Genomic DNA, 19,357 nt, shown 5'->3' with positions numbered 1-19,357 from the left:
GCGTTGCGCGCATGGATGACGCTTCATCCATGCGCGCAAGATTGAGCCTCAGCTCTGATAGCTGATGCGACCGTCAACGATGGTGTAGCGCACCGAGCCCGGCAGGCAGTGGCCCATGAATGGGCAATTGCGGCCTTTGGAATACCAGCTCTCACCAACCAAGGTCGAGCTGTTGCGGTCGAATAGCACCACGTCGGCCGGCAGTCCGGCCTGCAGTTTGCCGGCCGGAAGCGCCAGTGCTGCCGCGGGACCGCTGGTCAGCCGTGCCAGCAGGGTGGGTAGATCCAGCAGGCCATCTTCCACCAGCGTCAGGGCCAAGGGCAGCAGGACGTCCGCACTGCTGATGCCCGGTTCGGTTTCGCCGAACGGCGCCAGCTTGGCGTCGGCTTCGTGTGGCTGGTGATGGCTGGAAATCGCCGTGATCACGCCAGTCTTCACTGCCTCGCGCAAGCCGTCGCGGTCCGCTGCGCTGCGCAGAGGCGGCTGCACGTGATAAAGGCTTGAAAAGCCGTGCAACGCTTCGTCTGTGAGTATCAGTTGATACATTGCTACATCGGCCGTTACTGGAAGGCCGCGTGCCTGCGCCTGAGCGATCAATTCCGCGCCACGTGCGCTGGTCAGTTGCGCGAAATGTGCACGAACGCCAGAGCGTTCCACCAACAGGAGGTTGCGTGCCAGCGCCACGGTTTCCGCGGTTTCCGGGATGCCGGAAAGTCCGAGGAAGCTGGCCGCTGCGCCTTCGTGGGCAAGCCCGCCTTCGGCGAGGTCACTGTCCTGGGAGTGGAAGATCACCGTCAGATCGAAGGTCGCAGCATATTCCAGTGCGCGGCGCAGGTTACGGTTGCTGGCGAATTCGCTCAGGCCATTGCCGAAGGCGACGCAGCCGGCTTCGCGCAGTGCCACCAGTTCGGAAAGCTGCTCGCCGGCCAGGTTGCGCGTGAGTGCGCCGATTGGAAATACCTTGGCATGACCTGACTCACGTGCGCGGTCTAGGATCAGTTCGGTGACTGCCGCGGTGTCCAGAACCGGACGGGTCTGCGGCGGACAGCACAGGCTGGTGATGCCGCCTGCCGCTGCGGCCAGGGTCTCACTGGCAATGCTGCCCTTGCGGCTGTAGCCGGGCTCGCGCAGGGCTACAGCAAGATCGACCAGACCGGGTGCTGCGATCAGGCCTTGGGCGTCGATCGTCTGTTGCGCTTCGAAGCCGGCTGGTGCTTGGCCGATGGCTGCAATCTTGCCGTGCTGCAGGAAAATATCGGCGATTTCGTCGCGCCCGCTGACGGGGTCGATTACCTGCGCGCCGAGTATTCGGGTTGCCACCATCACTGCTGCTCCTCGGATACGGATTCAGAATCGATCTGGCGCTGCGCAGCCTGGCCGCTCATCGCCATGGACAACACGGCCATGCGAATGGCGATGCCGTAGGTGACCTGATTGAGGATCACCGATTGCGGGCCGTCAGCCACGGCGGATTCGATCTCCACGCCGCGGTTGATCGGGCCTGGGTGCATGACGATGGCGTCGGGCTTGGCCAGCGCAAGACGCTGAGTGTTCAGGCCGTAGAGCTTGTAGAACTCGCCTTCGCTGGGTAGCAGGCCGCCCTGCATCCGCTCGCGTTGCAAGCGCAACATGATCACCACGTCGACGTCGCGCAGCCCCTCGTTCATCTCGTTGAACACACGCACGCCGTACTGCTCGATGCCCTCGGGGAGCAGAGTTTTCGGTGCAATGACACGGATGTCCGGGCAGCCAAGCGTCTTCAGCGCCAGCATGTTCGAGCGCGCCACCCGCGAATGCAGGATGTCACCGACGATCGCGACCGAGAGATTTTCGAAGCTGCCTTTGTGGCGGCGAATGGTGAGCATGTCGAGCATGCCCTGGGTTGGGTGCGCATGGCGCCCGTCGCCGCCGTTGATCACCGCGACCTCCGGGCTGACGTGCTCGGCGATGAAGTGTGCGGCACCGGAGTCGGCATGGCGTACTACGAACATATCCGCGGCCATGGCTTCCAGGTTGCGCAGCGTATCGGTGAGGGTCTCGCCCTTGCTGGTGGAGGAGGTCGAGACGTTCAATGTGATGACGTCTGCCGACAGCCGCTGCGCCGCCAGTTCGAAGGTGGTACGGGTGCGCGTGGAATTCTCGAAGAACACGTTGCAGACGGTTTTTCCGCGCAGCAGTGGAACCTTCTTCACTGCGCGGGCGCCGACCTCAAGGAATGAGTCCGCGGTGTCCAGAATCTCGGTGAGCAACTCGCGGGGCAGGCCGTCGAGGGAGAGGAAATGGCGCAGCTGTCCTTGGTCGTTAAGCTGTAACGGGCGCTTGGCGTCGGTGGGCGTCATCGCAGGATCTCGGTGGGCGGCTGGAGATGGGCTGGGGCGGAAGTTACCGGCTCGTTCAGGAGGGGCTGGTTTCCATTTGTTGCTCGAGGGCCAGTGGCTCCGGCCCGATCAGCTTGATGCGCTGCTCCGGTGCCAGCGACAGGGTCGCGCCGACCACGTCAGGGCGAATCGGCAGCTCGCGGGCGTTCAGGTCGAGCAGGCATACCAGCGTCACGCTGGCGGGGCGGCCGTAGTCGAACAACTCGTTGAGTGCGGCGCGGATGGTGCGACCGGTCATCAGCACGTCGTCGATCAGGACCAAATGCTGGCCTTCGATTTCGAAAGGCAATTCCGACGGTTGAACCTGCGGATGCAGCCCCTTTTGGGTGAAATCGTCGCGGTAGAACGACACATCGAGAATGCCGAGTGGTTCGTTATGTCCCCGCGCCGCGAGCAGCGCTTGGGCAACCCAGACGCCGCCAGTACGAATGCCGATGAAACGCGGCTCCTGGATGCCGCGGTCGTTCAGGTGCTGATTCAGCGCGGCGGCCATTTCGGACAGCAGCTGTTCGGGATTGGGCAGGATCATGGGATCTCCTTCAGGTCTGGATCAGGCGGCGGGTTGATCGCTCAGCCAGCCCTCCAGCAATAGTGCGGCGGCCAGGGCATCTACCGGGCGGTCACGGTAGCCGCCATGTTGGCCCTGGCGCAGACGCTCGCCTTTGGCTTCGAACGTGGTCAGGCGTTCGTCGTGGGTGTGTACCGGCAGGTTGAAGCGGCCGTTGAGCCTGCGGGCAAACTTCTCTGCCCGGGCACTCATGTCGCTTGGTGTGCCGTCCATATTAAGTGGCAGGCCGACAACCAACGCATCGGGCTGCCATTCGCGCATCAGCGCCTCGATCTGCTGCCAGTCAGGTATTCCATTTTGTGCCTTGAGTACGCACAGCTCACGTGCTTGCCCGGTAATGACCTGGCCGACCGCAACGCCAATCTGCTTGGTGCCATAGTCGAAGCCGAGCAACAGTCGAGGCGAGCTCATGCGTGCCCAACCTGGGTGCTGAGCAGGCGCAGGTCCACGCCAAGTGACGCGGCAGCTGCGTTCAAACGTTGATCATACGGCAGGTCGAACAGGATCTCGGTGTCCGCGGGGCAGCTTAACCAGGCATTGTCGACCAGTTCGGCCTCAAGCTGGCCTGCTTCCCAACCGGCGTAGCCGAGTGCGACGAAGTGCCGAGCAGGCCCCTGGCCGTCCGCGATAGCGAATAGAACGTCCTGCGAGGTAGACATGCCCAGCGGGCCGAGCGATAGGGTGGCCTGGAACTGGAGGTCGGGCGAATGCAGAACGAAGCCCCGGTCAGTCTGTACCGGGCCGCCGGAAAAAATCGGGAGGCTCTGGCATAGCGCAGGAATTGGCTCGTCCGGACGCAACTGTTCCAGCACATCGGCAAGACTCAGGCCGCTCGGGCGGTTGATTATCAGGCCCATGGCGCCTTCCGGTCCGTGCTCGATCAGATAAATCAGCGTCTGGGCAAAGTTCGGATCGGCCATCTGCGGCATGGCGATCAGAAAGTGATGCTTGAGGTAGCTGGGCGCGGTGTTTTTCATGCGCGTTAGCTTAAGCGTTGCACCGCTTTCCGGCTACAGGTGCGACGGTTCGTCCAGCTACGTTCAACGGCTCGATAGCCTGTCGCCCCGCTCGAAGCGCCAGGTGCGGATAATTTCCACCTGGTCGAACTTCTGTCCCAGCTCTCCGGTGAAAGGTGCGAACGGCGCAGCCAGGCGCACGATACGCATTGCAGCATCGTCGAGCACTGGCTGGCCGGAAGATTCGATCACGCGCAGCTCCTGGATGGTGCCGTCACGGTTGATAGTGACCAGCATGCGCAGGCTGCCGTAAATCTGTTGACGGCGTGCTTCGTCCGGGTAGTTGAGATTGCCGATGCGCTCGACCTTTTTGCGCCATTCGTCGCGATACCAAGCGCTGATGTCGCGCATGGTGGCAGCGCTGTTCTGCCGGCTGACCCGCGGGCGCTTGGCATAGCGCTCGACATCCTGCGCCAGCTCAGCTTCGAGACTGGCGATCTCCGCGCTCAGTTGTGAGCTGTCGAATGCCGGAGCGGATTGCGGCTCGGGCTGTGGTGGAGTCTGTTGCTTGACGTCCGCCTTCTCGCGCTGTGGGCTGCGAGTGGTGACGACGGTCTTAGCCGGCTCCGGTCGAGTGCTGCGAGGCGGTGCCGCCGGCGGGGTGAACTTGCGCACCTCGGTATCCTGGAATTGCGCCTGCTCGGTGGTTTTCGGCGAGGCTTTGTGATCCAGCGTACCGCTGCCCTGTTGATTGTCTTGGGCGAGGAAGTCGGCCTCTTTAGGCTTTTCCTCGCTCTTGAACGTCGATAGGGTGATTTCCAGGGTTTTGCTGATTTGCTTGGGCTCGGACAGGGTGAAGCCCACGCCGAGTATCAGGGCCAGGTGCAACGCAGCAGCCAGAAATAGCGTGAAGCCGAGCCTGTCCGCGGGGCGGACTCGGGTGGGTTCAGGCATGGGATGGCGGGTAGCGGCGTTCATCGGGTGTCGGGTCGGCTCGAAGTGCCGCGCAGTCTGCCGGCTTTGAGCTGGGAGTCGCAAGCTCCAAGCTCAAAGCTGTTAGCTGGTTCAACCTTGCAGCTTGGCCGCGATCGCGTCCATGAGGCGTTCGCCGATGCGAGTATCGAACGCATTGTCGATTTCACGGATGCAGGTCGGGCTGGTGATGTTGATTTCGGTGAGGTAATCGCCGATCACATCCAGGCCCACAAACAGCAGGCCGCGCTTGCGTAATTCCGGGCCGACGAGTGCGGCGATCTCGCGGTCGTGATCGGACAGCGGCTGCGCTACGCCGCGGCCGCCAGCGGCCAGGTTGCCGCGGGTTTCACCAGCGGCGGGGATCCGTGCCAAGCAATAGGGTACCGGTTCGCCGTCGATCATCAGGATGCGCTTGTCGCCATCCTTGATGGCCGGAACATAGCGCTGCGCCATGATCTGGCGGCTGCCATGCTCGGTCAGCACCTCCAGGATCACCGAAAGGTTCGGGTCGCCCTCGCGGTGGCGGAAAATAGAGGCGCCGCCCATCTCATCAAGGGGTTTGAGAATGATGTCACGGTGCTCGCGGGCGAACTCGCGGAGAATGTCCGAACGTCGGCTGACCAGTGTCGGCGGCGTGCATTGTGGAAACTGGGTAGCGAAGAACTTCTCGTTGCAGTCGCGCAGGCTCTGCGGGCGATTGACCACCAGCGTTCCCGACTTCTCCGCCAATTCCAGCAAGTAGGTTGCGTAGATGTACTCGCTGTTGAAGGGCGGGTCCTTGCGCATGAGGATCACATCGAGGTCGCTAAGTGCGGCGTCGATCTCCTCATCCGTCTCGAACCAGTGTTGCGGATCGTTGAAAACCCGCAGCGGACACATGCGTGCGCGGGCCTGGTCGCCCAGCTGGTAAAGGTCGCGCTGCTCCATATAGAACAGCGTCCAGCCTCGCGCCTGGGCGGCCAACAGCATGGCCAGCGAGCTGTCCTTTTTGAAGGCGATATGCGCGATAGGGTCCATGATGATCCCGACGCGAACGGTCATGAGGTGTTTCTCCGGCAGTGGGCGGCGGGCGCCGCCAGTGGCTCAAATGTCGCTGCAGATTGGCTGTGGTTGTGCACTGGGTCAAGGAAAATCCGGATGCTTTTCCGGTTGATAGCTTGCGCATGAGGAGTGTGCTAAAAAGGTCCGGCGATTGGGTGCAGCCCATCGGTGGCAGGGCCTCCGGCGCACTGACATAACGATAAACTACGACTCACCGAGGCGATGGTAGGGCGAAATGGAACAGCACTCCGAGGGCTTGAAGGTCATGGTGATCGACGATTCGAAAACGATTCGTCGTACCGCTGAAACCCTGCTGAAGAAAGTAGGATGCGATGTCATCACCGCAGTGGACGGTTTCGATGCGCTCGCCAAGATTGCGGATACTCATCCCCGCATCATCTTCGTCGATATTATGATGCCTAGGCTGGACGGCTATCAGACCTGCGCGTTGATCAAGAACAACAGTTCCTTCAAGTCGACGCCGGTGATCATGCTGTCTTCCAAAGACGGCCTGTTCGACAAGGCTAAAGGGCGTATCGTCGGTTCCGATCAATACCTCACCAAGCCGTTCAGCAAAGAAGAGCTGCTCGGTGCGATCAAGGCGCATGTGCCTGATTTTGCACCGGTGGAGCAAGCATCCTGAAGTTCGGCATTGTTTGCCGCTGAAGCCTTCCTATGGAGAAATCATGGCTCGCGTTCTGATTGTTGATGATTCGCCGACCGAAATGTACAAGCTCACCGCCATGCTGGAAAAGCACGGTCATGTAGTGCTGAAGGCCGAGAACGGCGCTGACGGTGTTGCGCTGGCGCGCCAAGAAAAGCCGGACGTTGTCCTGATGGATATCGTCATGCCGGGGCTGAATGGTTTTCAGGCCACACGTCAACTGACTAAAGATTCTGAAACCAGTCACATTCCGGTGATCATCGTCACCACCAAGGATCAGGAAACCGATAAGGTCTGGGGCAAGCGCCAAGGGGCCAAGGATTACCTGACCAAGCCGGTGGATGAGGCGACATTGCTGAAAACCCTGAATGCCGTTCTGGCGGGCTAACGCCGGGGAAGCCAACACTCGCACAAAGGGACGTGGCCAGCATGCCTGACACGCAAACGCCGTTTCAGCAGCTGCTGGAGCTAGATAATCGATGCCGCATGTTTGCGGCGGGCCTGCCTTCTCAACAGGAAGCTGTACAGACCTGGGGAGGGATCGGTTTCCGTATGGGGGGGCGCTTGTTCGTCGCTCCGATGGGGGAGGTAGGCGAAATCCTGCATGAGCCGCGCTACACCTTGCTTCCCGGCGTTAAGAGCTGGGTCAAGGGTGTGGCGAATGTCCGAGGCAGATTGCTGCCGGTAATGGACCTCTGCGGCTATTTCGGGCTGGAGCTTTCGGCTCTGCGCAAGCAGCGCAGGGTGCTGGTGGTTGACCATCAGGACGTGTTTGCGGGGCTAACCGTCGATGAAGTCTTCGGCATGCAGCACTTTCCGGTAGAGACCTTCTCGGAGGAGTTGCCTCCGATTGAGGCATCGATCCAACCGTTTATTCACGGTGTGTTCCAGCGCGAGCAGCCCTGGCTGGTCTTCAGTCCGCACGCATTGGCTACGCATCAGGCGTTCTTGGACGTCGCGTTTTAAAAAGTTTGTAGGTGGGTCGACCGAGGTCGACCTTTTGGTTCTTGGATGGAAGCGCACGGGGGTCCAGGCGGGGGCCGGATAATGAACAAAATGAATGCTAATGCTTTATTGAGCGGGGTGCGTAGCAATACGCTGACCACCGGCCTGTTTATCGTACTGATCGTTTCGATCGTTTTGCTGTTCGCGAACTTCGCGTACGTCAACACGCAGGCGGATTACGATAACGAGTACATCGCTCACGCGGGAGAGCTCCGCGTACTGTCCCAGCAGATCGCCAAGGACGCCGTGGAAGCGGCAACCGGCACGCAGGAGGCGTTCGCGTCTCTGAAGCAGGCCCGGAACGAGTTCGATCAGCGCTGGGCTTACCTCTCGCAGGGTAACGAGAGCATCGGCTTGCCTGCTGTGCCTGAGTCGCTGCGCGACGAAGTCAATGCGGTAGAGCAGGACTGGACCACGCTGCGCCGTGACACCGACGCCATTGTTTCCAGTGAGCAAACCGTTCTTTCGCTGCACCAGGTAGCCAGTACTCTGGCTGAAACCATTCCCCAGTTGCAGGTTGAGTACGAGGAAGTCGTCGATATCTTGCTGGAAAGTGGTGCCCCGGCGGCTCAGGTCTCGGTAGCCCAGCGCCAATCACTGCTGGCCGAGCGTATTCTCGGTTCGGTGAACAAGGTGCTTTCCGGTGACCAGGACTCGGTCCAGGCAGCGGATATGTTCGGCCGTGATGCCAGTCTCTTTGGCCGGGTTCTGAATGCGATGATCGAAGGCAACGTTGCCATGGGTATCAGCGCCGTAACCGACGAAGAAGCGCTTGATCGCCTGTCTGAAATTGCCGAGCTCTTCCAGTTCGTATCCGGCTCCGTGGACGAAATTCTCGAAACTTCGCCTGAACTGTTCCAGGTGCGCGAGTCAGCGAACAGTATCTTCGAAGTTTCCCAAACCCTGCTCGACAAGACTTCTGCACTGTCGCAAGGCCTGCAGAGTCGTGCCGATGCCCGTTATCTCAACACCATCCTGGGATACGTGCTGGGCGCCTTGGCGCTGGCCTCGATCATTCTGATTGGCTTGGTCATGGTTCAGGAAGCACGTCGCCGCTTGAGCGAAACTGCCGAGAAGAACGAGCGTAACCAGGCCGCGATTCTGCGACTGCTCGACGAAATCGGCGACCTCGCGGACGGTGACCTGACGGTGGCCGCGACTGTTACCGAAGACTTCACCGGTGCGATCGCCGACTCGATCAACTACTCCATCGACCAGCTGCGTGAACTGGTAGCTACCATTAACCAGACCGCCGTTCAGGTGTCCGGTGCCGCTCAGGAAACCCAGGCGACTGCAATGCACCTGGCCGAAGCTTCTGAGCATCAGGCGCAGGAAATCGCGGGTGCCTCGGCAGCGATCAACGAGATGGCCGTTTCCATTGACCAGGTATCGGCCAACGCCGCGGAATCCTCGGCGGTAGCAGAGCGCTCCGTAGCGATCGCCAACAAGGGCAACGAGGTGGTGCACAACACCATCACCGGGATGGACAACATTCGTGAGCAGATCCAGGACACGTCCAAGCGGATCAAGCGTCTCGGTGAGTCCTCTCAGGAGATTGGTGACATCGTTAGCTTGATTAACGATATTGCTGACCAGACCAACATTCTCGCACTCAACGCGGCGATCCAGGCATCCATGGCGGGTGACGCAGGCCGAGGCTTTGCGGTGGTAGCGGACGAAGTTCAGCGTCTTGCAGAACGCTCTTCCGCGGCGACCAAACAGATCGAGGCGCTGGTTAAGACCATTCAGACCGACACCAACGAGGCGGTCATCTCGATGGAGCAGACCACCTCTGAAGTGGTGCGTGGTGCCCGTTTGGCGCAGGACGCCGGTGTGGCACTGGAAGAGATCGAAAAGGTATCCAAGACGCTTGCGGCGCTGATCCAGAACATCTCTAACGCTGCACGCCAGCAGGCTTCTTCGGCCGGCCACATCTCCAATACCATGAACGTGATCCAGGAGATCACCTCGCAGACCTCGTCGGGTACCACCGCTACGGCCAAGAGCATCGGTAATTTGGCCAAGATGGCCAACGAGATGCGCCATTCCGTTTCCGGCTTTACCCTGCCGGATGCTCCGGATCAGGCCTGACTTGACGAGTGCGGCAGTCATTTGATGGCTGCCGCCGATGATCACAAGCGAGGGGCAGGGCATGCAGCCGAGGTTTGACTGGGCATTGGAGCCCTTGGCCGATATGTCGCCGGCGGAATTTCATGACTGGCAGGCACTCCTCGAAGAGCGCTCCGGCATGGTCGTCAGCGAACGTAGACGCAGCTTCCTGCAGACCAATCTGAGCGCCCGCATGCGAGAAGTCGGTGCGCCTGACTATGCCAGTTACTACCGGCAGGTTACGTCCGGTCCCAGTGGGGCGGTTGAGTGGTCGACCCTGATGGATAGGCTTACGGTGCAGGAGACGCGCTTCTTTCGTCATCCCGCGTCATTTGAACTGCTTGAAGGGTATCTGCGCCACCGCCTGGAACAGGGGCCGCTCGAGCGGCCCTTGGCGTTGTGGAGCGTGGGTTGCGCAAGCGGTGAAGAGACCTACTCGCTGGCAATGACTGCGGCAGAGGTATTGGCGGGTAGTGAGTCGCAAAATTGCTTCGGCGTCACCGGCACTGATATCAGCTTGAGCGCCCTGGCCAAATCACGAGCGGCCGTCTATGGCGCTCGCAGGTTAGAGCAGGTCGAACCGGCTATGCGTGATCGCTATTTCCTGTCTTCGCCCGATGATCGTTTTCAAGTCCTGCCTGCCCTGGCTGCACGTGTGTGCTTTGCAAGGCTCAATGTGTTGGAGCTGGCGAATTCGCCGGTCTCCGACATGGATGTCATTTTCTGTCAGAACCTGCTGATCTATTTCCGTCGCTGGCGACGCCGAGAAATCCTCAATCGCTTGGCTGAATGCTTGGCGCCAGGAGGGTTATTGGTGATCGGTGTAGGTGAAGTGGTTGGTTGGCAGCATCCGGAATTGCTTCCGGTGGCCAATGACCAGGTTCTGGCTTTTACCCGGAAAAGTTTATGAGCGGAGTCGCTATGGGTGATCGGCACGATTATGTCGCCCTGGAGTGGGTGAAGGGCGAGATTGCCGAGACGCTTAAGCAGGCGCGTCAGGCCCTGGAGGCGTTCGTCGAGAATCCACAGGACTCGACTCGGATGCGCTTTTGCCTGACCTATGTGCATCAGGTCCACGGCACTCTGCAGATGGTGGAGTTCTTCGGGGCCGCTTTGCTCGCCGAAGAAATGGAGCAGCTGGCACGAGCGCTGCTGGATGAGCGTGTTGCTAACCAGGGCGAGGCGCTCGAGGTAATGATGCAGGCCATCCTGCAGCTGCCGGCGTACCTGGATCGCATCCAGAGTGCCCGGCGCGACCTGCCCATGGTGGTTCTGCCGCTGCTCAACGATCTGCGCGCCGCGCGCGGTGAGAAGCTGCTTTCGGAAACCAGCCTGTTTTCGCCCGATCTCTCCGGGCGCACGCCAGCGCTGTCCCAGGAGTCAGTCGAGCGCTTGCGCACGACCGAGCTGCCAACGCTGCTGCGCAAATTGCGACAAATGTTGCAGGTTGCGCTGGTTGGCGTGATCCGCAACCAGGACCTGCCAACCAACCTGGGCTACATGGCCCGGGTCTTCGCGCGACTGGAAATGCTTTGCAAAGATGCGCCCCTGGCGGCGTTGTGGCAGATCGCATCAGGCATGGTCGAAGGGCTGGCCAGCGGCGGCGTGAGCAACGGTACCTCGGTTCGCACCCTGCTGCGCCAGGTGGACAAGCAGCTCAAACGATTGGTCGAAGAAGGTGCCGATGGTCTCAACCAGGCCGCGCCGGATGAGCTGATCAAGAACCTGCTTTTCTACGTCGCCAAGGCTCCGGGACAAACCCCGCGCATCCAAGCACTCAAGCAGCACTACCGGCTTGACGAGGCGCTGCCGGACAGCGCCGTGGTCGACCAGGAGCGCGCTCAGTTGGCAGGCCCTGATCGGGGTGCGATGCGTTCGGTAGTCGCTGCCCTCTGTGAAGAGCTGGTGCGAGTAAAGGACAGTCTCGACTTATTCGTTCGTAGTGATCGCAAGGTCATTTCCGACCTCGCCAGTCTTGAAGTGCCACTCAAGCAGATCGCCGATACACTGGCGGTCCTCGGCTTCGCGCAACCGCGCAAGATCATTCTCGATCAGATTGCTTTGGTACAGTCCATCGCTCAGGGGCGGCAGTCACCTGACGACGCCGTGCTGATGGATATTGCCGGTGCTTTGCTCTACGTCGAGGCCACCCTGGCTGGCATGGTCGGGGGGGCGGGAGAGGAACGCAGCGAAGCGAGTCACCTGCCGACCACCGACGTTGCACAGATCCATCAACTGGTCATCCGAGAGGCGCGTAACGGCCTGGAGCAGGCGAAAGACGCGATTATCGAGTTCATCGCTTCACAGTGGAACCACGAGCATCTGGCCCGTGTCCCCGATCTATTGACTCAGGTCCGTGGCGGTCTTGCGATGATTCCGCTGGAGCGTGCCGCGGCTCTGCTGCAGGCCTGCAACGGATATATCCAGGACCAGCTACTGGCCCGTCAGGCTGTGCCGGACTGGCAAAGTCTGGATACGCTGGCTGACGCGATCACCAGCGTCGAGTATTACCTGGAGCGCCTGACCGAAGATTGTGGCACCCAGGGAGACCTCATTCTCGACGTGGCAGAAGAGAGTCTGCAGAACCTTGGTTATGCACCGGGGGGGGCGCAGCGGCATCAGGACGAGGAGCCTGTGCCTGAGGCCGACCCGATCGACTCGCTGGATGAGATTGAAGTTCTGCCAGAGGAATCGGACGCGGCTAGCAGTGCTTTTGATTTTTACTCGGTTGAGTCGGAGCAGGCTTCCGCTACTCCGGCGGCGGAGCTGCCCGCAGAGGCATCTCTCGACGCTGACAGTGGAAACGTTGAAGTCGACGCTGAGTCCGTCGCGGACGAGCCGTCTGGCGAAGACGAAATTGTTTTCAGCTTGCCCGAAGAAGCCCAGGAAGAGGGCCTGGACGCCAGCGTTGCCCTTGGTGCAACCCCTGAGGCTGACTCCTTGACCACTTGGAGCGAGGAGCAAGTAGCCGAGCTCGATCTTCCAGAAGTTTCCCTGCCAGCTTTCTCTGAGCCCTACGACCAGCCTTCGCAGAGCCCCGAATCCGAGCCCGCCGTCAGTCTTGAGCAGGTGATGGCGGCTCCTGCTGCAGCCATCAATCCGCCGGCCCAGGATGTTCCTCCGAGTCTGTTGCCGCCGCCTGCTGATGAGGAGCCGGTAGACGAGGATCTGCTGGAAGTCTTCATCGAGGAAGCCGCAGAGGTTCTGGAAGCCATTGGCGAGCAGCTGCCACGCTGGTGTGCCGACACAGAAGACAAGCATGCGCTGGGTGAAGTGCGTCGTGCGTTCCACACCCTCAAGGGTAGTGGGCGGATGGTTCGTGCGCTGGTCATCGGTGAGCTGGCCTGGTCCATTGAGAATCTGCTTAATCGCGTATTGGATCGCAGCATCGAGCCAACCGATCAGGTCAGGCAGGTGGTCAATGACGTCGTTGCGCTGATGCCGGCGCTGGTCGATGAGTTTGCTGCCAAAGCCCAGCGCCAACGAGATGATGTTGATCGACTGGCAGCCGCAGCACACGCATTGGCCAAGGGGCAGCCAGTAGCGTTGACCCAGTCCGAGACTCCCTCTGTGGCGACGGTTGTCTCGCCGCAGGCTGTTTCACCGGACGTGGACGACGACGCGCTGGACCCACAGTTGCTGGAGATCTTTCGCAACGAGGCCGAATCGCATCTGACTACTCTGGTCAGCTTCCTTGCCGATTGCGCCCAACGTCTTCCGCAGCCCGTTACCGATGCCTTGCAGCGAGCGCTGCACACGCTCAAGGGTAGTGCGCATATGGCGGGCATCCTGCCCGTTGCGGAAATCGCCACGCCACTGGAAAAGATGGTCAAGGAGTTCAAGACCAACCTGATTCAGATGGATCTGGCCGAAGCTGAACTGCTGCATGAGGCAGAGATGCTGTTGCGCCTGGGTCTGGCCAATCTAGACCATGAGCCGCTCGCACCCATCGAAGGTGCCCCCGAGTTCCTGGCAAAGGTGCATGCGCTGCACCAGGCGAGATTAGTCGAGGCAGGCGCGCGCCAGCACAACGATGCTGGCGAGGCTCGCGATCCAAGCATGATCGCGCTATTCCTCTCCGAGGGTATGGATATCCTGCTGGACGCCGAGGACCTGCTGCGTAGCTGGCGAGCGCATCCGGCCGAGCGCCAGGAGCTTTCGGCGCTGCTGCAGGAGCTCACCACGCTAGGACAGGGCGCAAAAATGGCCGACCTGCCGCAGATGGAAGCGCTCTGCCAAGTGCTGTTGCGGCTGTACGCAGTGGTTGAGGAAGGTCGATTGGCGGTCAGTGAGCGCTTCTTCGACGATGTCGAACAGGGCCACGAGGCACTGGTAGGCATGATGGATCAGGTTGCTGCCGCCTTGCAGGTGAGTGAGCAGTCGGAGCTGGTGGCTCGTCTGGAAGCACTGCTGGCCGAAGCTATTGATCCGCTGGCCTTGGAGCAGACAGTCGATTCGCAGCAGCTCGCCTTGACGGGCAATGAGGCGACAATAGACTTGCCAGCCGAAGCCGAAGCCGAAGCCGAAGCCGAAGCCGAAGCCGAAGCCGAAGCCGAAGCCGAAGCCGAAGCCGAAGCCGAAGCCTGGCCTGTTGACCCTGTCGTACAAGCTGAAGAGCAGGAAGACCTTGATCATGAAATGGTGGAGATCTTTCTCGACGAAGCCGTCGATCTGATGGAGAGTGCGGGCCATGCGCTCGACCGTTGGCTCGCCGATCCGGCCAATCAGATGGCTCTTTCTGCGCTACTGCGCGATCTGCACACCCTTAAGGGTGGTGCTCGGATGGCAGCTATTCGCCCGATCGGCGATCTGGCGCACGAGCTGGAATCGCTTTACGAAGGCCTCTCCGACGGCCGTTACGTGCATTCGAACGAATTGGCCACGCTGCTGCAGCGCAGTCACGATCATCTGGCGCTGCAGCTCGAGCAATTGCAACGACAACTGCCCATGAGTTGCGCCGACGCGTTGATCGAATCAATGCGGGCCTTTCGTCAGGGCGTTCTGCCTACATTCGAAGTGGCTGAGGTAGACCCCGAAGGCATCGCGCAGGATGACGCTGAACCTGACGAGACGCCAGTCGCAGACATTGATACCGACTCTTATGAAATTGTGGATCTGTTGCCTCCCTCCGATGCTCTAGAGCTGCCGTCGATCGAGATCGACGAGAGTGCTGCCGGTGCTGCGGACGATAGCGGCGACGCAGACATCATCTCGGATCAAGAACAGCTGGACGAGGAGCCGGAGCTGGAAGCGATCGAGCTTCAATTGCCTGAAACGGACGCAAACTCCGCAATTGCAGATGAGGGCTCGCTAGACGCGTATGAGGCCATCGACGAGCGCGACCCTGAGCTGGTAGAGATCTTTCTCGAGGAGGGCTTTGATCTCATCGAGAGTGCAGCCGGTGGACTGCAGCGATGGATGGCAGATGTCGACAACAGCTTCGAGCTAGAAGCGCTGCAGCGAGATTTGCACACGCTCAAGGGCGGCGCGCGGATGGCGGACATTCGTGAGATCGGTGATTTGGCTCACGAGCTCGAATATTTGTACGAGGGCCTTTGCGCCGGTAACTACCGCGCCAGTCCGGAGCTATTCGGTCTTCTGCAGGCCTGCCAGGATCGCCTGGCCGAGATGCTTGAGGCTGTTCGCGCTCGCCGAGCGGTCCCTTCGGGCGATGCGCTCATCGAGACGATTCGCCGATTTCGTAGCAACCCCGACGAACAGCTGAGCATCCCCAGCAGCGTTTCGCTCAAGGCTGCCCAGGAAGATGCGCAGCAGGCGGCTGAGGACGAGATTCTCGATATCTTCGTCGAGGAAGCGGATGAGCTGCTGGAAGAGATGGAGTCTGCACTTAGCCGTTGGGATGCCGGCCGCGAAGATACGGCACCATTGACCGATGTGCTTCGTGTTCTGCACACCCTGAAGGGCGGAGCGCGGCTTGCCGGCCAGAGCGCGCTGGGCAACCTTGCTCATGATCTTGAGCAGCGCCTCAGTGAAGCGCAGCAACAGGGTGCTCCATGGCCGGAGAGCCTGTTTCTCGATGTTCAGCAGGGCCACGACGCGCTGCTAAAAGATATTGAGCGGTTGCGTGCAGGCCTAGCGGCGGACGCGGCACCAGAGACCCGATCGGTCGAGCAGGAACAAGAGCAGCGCGTAGCGAGCGAGCCGCTGGCGTTAGCGCAGCCGATTATTGCGGCCAGCACCCAGCCAGCCCTGAGTGCCAGTCCGGCCAAGGTGCTGCCCTTCATCCGGCGTGCTCAGCTGGCTGCCCAAGAAGCGGCCTCGCGGCGGGCGCCGCAAGAGTTGGTCAAAGTGCCGGCCGAGTTGCTGGAAGGCCTGGTCAACCTAGCCGGTGAGACATCGATCTTCCGTGGTCGCGTCGAGCAGCAGGTCAGTGACGTAGGATTTACCCTCGGCGAAATGGAAGCGACCATCGAGCGTGTTCGCGATCAGTTACGCCGCTTGGACACGGAAACCCAGGCGCAGATTCTCAGCCGCTACCAGGCTGAGGCGGAGCGCGCCGGTTACGACGACTTCGATCCGTTGGAAATGGACCGCCACTCACAGTTGCAGCAGCTCTCGCGTGCACTGTTCGAGTCAGCTTCCGACTTGCTCGACCTCAAAGAAACCCTGGCTGCGCGTAACCGCGACGCCGAAACCCTGCTGCTGCAGCAGGCGCGGGTCAATACCGAGCTTCAGGAAGGTCTCATGCGCACTCGCATGGTGCCCTTCGAGCGCCTGGTTCCGCGCCTGCGGCGTATCGTTCGACAGGTCGCTGGCGAGCTCGGCAAACAGGTCGAGTTCATGGTCGGTAACGCCACTGGCGAGATGGATCGCAGCGTACTCGAGCGAATCGTCGCGCCGCTGGAGCACATGCTGCGCAACGCGGTTGACCATGGTATCGAGTCCGTTGACCGGCGTCGGGCCGCGGGCAAACCTGAGCAGGGCAATATTCGCCTGGATCTGGCCCGTGAAGGCGGCGACATCGTGCTGACGCTGGCGGACGACGGGGGCGGTATCAATCTGGATGCCGTGCGGCGCAAGGCCATCGAGCGTGGCCTGATGTCTGCCGACAGCAATCTGTCCGAGCACGAAATCCTGCAGTTCATCCTTGAAGCTGGCTTCTCCACGGCCGAGCGTGTCACGCAGATCTCAGGGCGTGGCGTCGGGATGGACGTGGTGCATTCGGAGGTCAAGCAGCTTGGCGGCTCGATGAGTATCGAATCGACGCTTGGTCAGGGGACACGCTTTCTGATTCGGCTACCGTTCACGGTGTCGGTCAACCGGGCGCTGATGGTTTATTCAGGGGAGGATCTGTACGCGATTCCGTTGAACACCATCGAAGGTATCGTGCGGGTTTCGCCTTACGAACTGGAAGCTTATTACCAGCCGGATGCGCCTCGTTTCGAATACGCCGGTCAGGCCTACGAGCTGCGCTACCTGGGCGACCTGCTGAGCAATGGCCAGAGGCCAAAGCTGGTGGGGCAGAGCCTGCCTTTACCGGTGATCCTTGTACGCTCGAAAGAGCACAGCGTTGCGGTGCAGGTCGATAGCCTCGCAGGCTCGCGCGAAATCGTGGTGAAGAGTCTCGGTCTTCAGTTTGCCGGCGTGCATGGCATCTCCGGCGCGACCATCCTCGGCGATGGCCGGGTCGTAGTGATTCTAGATCTGCTGGCGACCATCCGTGTGCTGCATGCGCATCAGCTCACCCAGCTACAGCAGCCGCGACTGATCGATCAGGGGCTGGAACCTGTGGAGGCGGAAAGCGATCGGCCGAAGTTGGTCATGGTAGTCGACGATTCGGTCACCGTACGCAAGGTCACCAGCCGCCTGCTGGAGCGCAACGGTATGAATGTCCTCACCGCGAAGGATGGGGTGGATGCCATTACCCAGCTGCAGGAACGCAAACCAGACATCATGCTGCTGGATATCGAGATGCCGCGCATGGACGGCTTCGAGGTGGCCACGCTGGTGCGACACGACGAGCGTCTTAAAGACCTGCCGATCATCATGATCACCTCGCGGACGGGCGAGAAGCACCGCGATCGCGCGCTGACCATCGGCGTCAACGAGTACTTGGGCAAGCCGTATCAGGAGTCCGTGCTGCTTGAGGCCATTCAGCGACTGGTTCGCGCCGATGTCTGAAGTCCTGTCCGCACGCATCGCGGTTCTTGCCGATACCTCGCTGCAGCGCCATGTGCTGCAGCAAGCCCTGACCGGCAGTGGCTATCAGGTGGTGTTGAACAATGATCCGGCGCGCCTTGAGCCCGCTGACCTCGATAACACCGAGGCCGATCTATGGCTGGTTGATCTTGCCCAGACCGAAGATTCGCCGCTCGTGGATGCGTTGCTCGAAAGGGATACCACTCGGGTACTGTTCGGGGAAGGACGTGCGCCGGAGCGACATTCGGAGTTCTACCCGCGCTGGGAACGTAGCCTGTTCAGCAAGCTAAAGCGCCTCGTGGGTGATCCATCGCGCGCAGTGGGGCCACGTCTGGAGGTGTTGCAGGGTGAAGGACAGCGCCCCGAGCGATTGACATTGCCGGCGGTGCTGGCCGATAGCGCGCTGGTTGCCGGTGAGCCGGCAACACAGATTTGGTTGCTGGCCGCTTCGCTGGGGGGGCCGGAGGCTGTAAAGGCCTTTTTGGATGCCCTGCCTGGCGGCCTGCCGATTGGTTTCATTTACGCACAGCACATCGAAGCCAGCTTCGAGTCGGCGTTATCCCAGGCCGTTGGCCGACATAGCCAGTGGCAGGTTAAGCAGGTCCGACCAGGCGAGCCCGTGCGTTGTGGCGAAGTGGTCATAGCGCCGATCAGCGAGGAGCTGGGTTTCGAGGCCAACGGCAGTACGCGGCTGAATGGCCGTTGCTGGCCTGAGCCTTACAGCCCCTCTATCGACCAAATGATGCTGAATCTGGCTCAGCAGTTCGGCGAGCGTTGCGGTGTGATCGCGTTCAGCGGAATGGGTAGCGATGGCAGTGCCGCAGCCGCTTACATGCTGCGCCAGGGCGGCAAGGTCTGGACGCAGCGCGCCGATTCCTGTGCGTGTTCCAGCATGCCGGACAACCTTCGCGAAGGTGGCTACAGCTCGTACAGCGGTGATCCGCGCGAACTGGCACAGGCTCTGGTCAATCATTTGGTGAATCAGACTGGCGTTTCAGCTAGGTCTTTTCAACGGGAGAATTCATGAGTCAGATGGTCGTTTCACCGGATGCACAGAGCAGCCTCACTGGGCTACTGATGCCGCTTGCCGATCGCATGCTGCTGATGCCCAACGTCGCGGTCGCCGAGCTGATTCCCTATCGCGCCCCACAACCGGTGCAGGGCATGCCAGCGTGGTTCCTAGGGCAGGTGCAATGGCGTGATTTGAGCCTGCCACTGCTGTCGTTCGAGGCGGCCTCCAGTGGTCAGCCCCAGCCGGTCGGCAGCGCTGCACGGGTTGCCGTACTCAATGCGGTCGGCGGCCGCGATCACGTCAAGTTCATTGCGCTGCTGGTGCAAGGTATCCCGCACTCGATCAAGGTCGATGCAAGCCTCGCGCGCGCTGATGTTGCACTTGCACCGTTGGAGTTGGACGCGGTCAATCTCGGCGATGTGCAGGCACGAATCCCCGATTTGATCGGTCTGGAACAGAAACTGGCCGACGCTGGCCTGATCTGACCCC

At 60.9% G+C, this 19,357-nt stretch carries 15 protein-coding genes; 8 read left to right on the top strand and 7 right to left on the bottom strand.

The genetic code is table 11. From position 1 onward, the window contains the following. Positions 1-48 precede the first annotated feature (48 nt). The 7 genes from AAEZ08_RS04645 to gshB form a co-directional block, all read right to left on the bottom strand. Positions 49-1,323, bottom strand: coding sequence for a dihydroorotase (locus AAEZ08_RS04645; protein ID WP_058064264.1), 1,275 nt, complete (start codon positions 1,321-1,323; stop codon positions 49-51). After that, positions 1,323-2,339 (bottom strand): aspartate carbamoyltransferase catalytic subunit, encoded by a 1,017-nt coding sequence (locus tag AAEZ08_RS04640; RefSeq protein ID WP_003282735.1) that lies wholly within the window; start codon positions 2,337-2,339, stop codon positions 1,323-1,325. Before AAEZ08_RS04640 ends, AAEZ08_RS04645 begins: the two co-directional genes overlap by 1 nt. A gap of 55 nt (positions 2,340-2,394) precedes the next feature. Continuing rightward, the gene (gene pyrR, locus AAEZ08_RS04635; protein ID WP_003282734.1) at positions 2,395-2,907 is read right to left on the bottom strand and encodes a bifunctional pyr operon transcriptional regulator/uracil phosphoribosyltransferase PyrR; all 513 of its coding nucleotides are present in this window, start codon (positions 2,905-2,907) and stop codon (positions 2,395-2,397) included. Between the two features lie 21 nt (positions 2,908-2,928). After that, positions 2,929-3,357: a Holliday junction resolvase RuvX gene (ruvX, locus tag AAEZ08_RS04630; protein ID WP_003282733.1), complete on the bottom strand. Its 429-nt coding sequence runs from the start codon at positions 3,355-3,357 to the stop codon at positions 2,929-2,931. Further along, positions 3,354-3,923 carry a YqgE/AlgH family protein gene (locus AAEZ08_RS04625; RefSeq protein WP_427702218.1) on the bottom strand — a complete coding sequence of 190 codons (570 nt, stop codon included), beginning with the start codon at positions 3,921-3,923 and terminating at the stop codon, positions 3,354-3,356. Before AAEZ08_RS04625 ends, ruvX begins: the two co-directional genes overlap by 4 nt. Positions 3,924-3,986: 63 nt before the next feature. Beyond that, positions 3,987-4,880, bottom strand: coding sequence for an energy transducer TonB (locus AAEZ08_RS04620; RefSeq protein WP_036991428.1), 894 nt, complete (start codon positions 4,878-4,880; stop codon positions 3,987-3,989). 87 nt (positions 4,881-4,967) lie between these two features. After that, the gene (gene gshB, locus AAEZ08_RS04615; RefSeq protein ID WP_058064267.1) at positions 4,968-5,918 is read right to left on the bottom strand and encodes a glutathione synthase; all 951 of its coding nucleotides are present in this window, start codon (positions 5,916-5,918) and stop codon (positions 4,968-4,970) included. Between the two features lie 235 nt (positions 5,919-6,153). Here gshB and pilG point away from each other — a divergent pair, with 235 nt between their 5' ends. The 8 genes from pilG (at position 6,154) to AAEZ08_RS04575 (ending at position 19,353) form a co-directional block, all read left to right on the top strand. After that, positions 6,154-6,561 carry a twitching motility response regulator PilG gene (gene pilG, locus AAEZ08_RS04610; protein ID WP_003282729.1) on the top strand — a complete coding sequence of 136 codons (408 nt, stop codon included), beginning with the start codon at positions 6,154-6,156 and terminating at the stop codon, positions 6,559-6,561. Between the two features lie 43 nt (positions 6,562-6,604). After that, positions 6,605-6,970: a twitching motility response regulator PilH gene (pilH, locus tag AAEZ08_RS04605; RefSeq protein WP_003282728.1), complete on the top strand. Its 366-nt coding sequence runs from the start codon at positions 6,605-6,607 to the stop codon at positions 6,968-6,970. Positions 6,971-7,011: 41 nt separating this feature from the next. Further along, entirely contained in the window at positions 7,012-7,548 is a 537-nt protein-coding gene (locus tag AAEZ08_RS04600; protein ID WP_003282727.1) for a chemotaxis protein CheW, read from the top strand. Between the two features lie 81 nt (positions 7,549-7,629). After that, positions 7,630-9,678, top strand: a complete 2,049-nt coding sequence (locus tag AAEZ08_RS04595; protein WP_181065989.1) for a methyl-accepting chemotaxis protein — start codon at positions 7,630-7,632, stop codon at positions 9,676-9,678. A 61-nt stretch (positions 9,679-9,739) separates the two neighbouring features. Next, entirely contained in the window at positions 9,740-10,606 is an 867-nt protein-coding gene (locus tag AAEZ08_RS04590) for a protein-glutamate O-methyltransferase (RefSeq protein WP_500123871.1), read from the top strand. A gap of 11 nt (positions 10,607-10,617) precedes the next feature. Further along, positions 10,618-17,838, top strand: a complete 7,221-nt coding sequence (locus tag AAEZ08_RS04585; protein ID WP_500123870.1) for an Hpt domain-containing protein — start codon at positions 10,618-10,620, stop codon at positions 17,836-17,838. Beyond that, complete coding sequence (locus AAEZ08_RS04580; protein ID WP_058064270.1) at positions 17,831-18,883, top strand: chemotaxis protein CheB; 1,053 nt, start codon at positions 17,831-17,833, stop codon at positions 18,881-18,883. The genes AAEZ08_RS04585 and AAEZ08_RS04580 overlap by 8 nt, the downstream gene beginning before the upstream one ends. Beyond that, positions 18,880-19,353 carry a chemotaxis protein CheW gene (locus AAEZ08_RS04575; protein WP_058064271.1) on the top strand — a complete coding sequence of 158 codons (474 nt, stop codon included), beginning with the start codon at positions 18,880-18,882 and terminating at the stop codon, positions 19,351-19,353. The genes AAEZ08_RS04580 and AAEZ08_RS04575 overlap by 4 nt, the downstream gene beginning before the upstream one ends. Positions 19,354-19,357 lie beyond the last annotated feature (4 nt).

Source organism: Pseudomonas sp. E45-MNA-CIBAN-0222, from assembly GCF_040310405.1.
Lineage (GTDB): Bacteria > Pseudomonadota > Gammaproteobacteria > Pseudomonadales > Pseudomonadaceae > Stutzerimonas > Stutzerimonas stutzeri_AC.
This window is presented reverse-complemented; position numbering and strand designations above follow the sequence as displayed.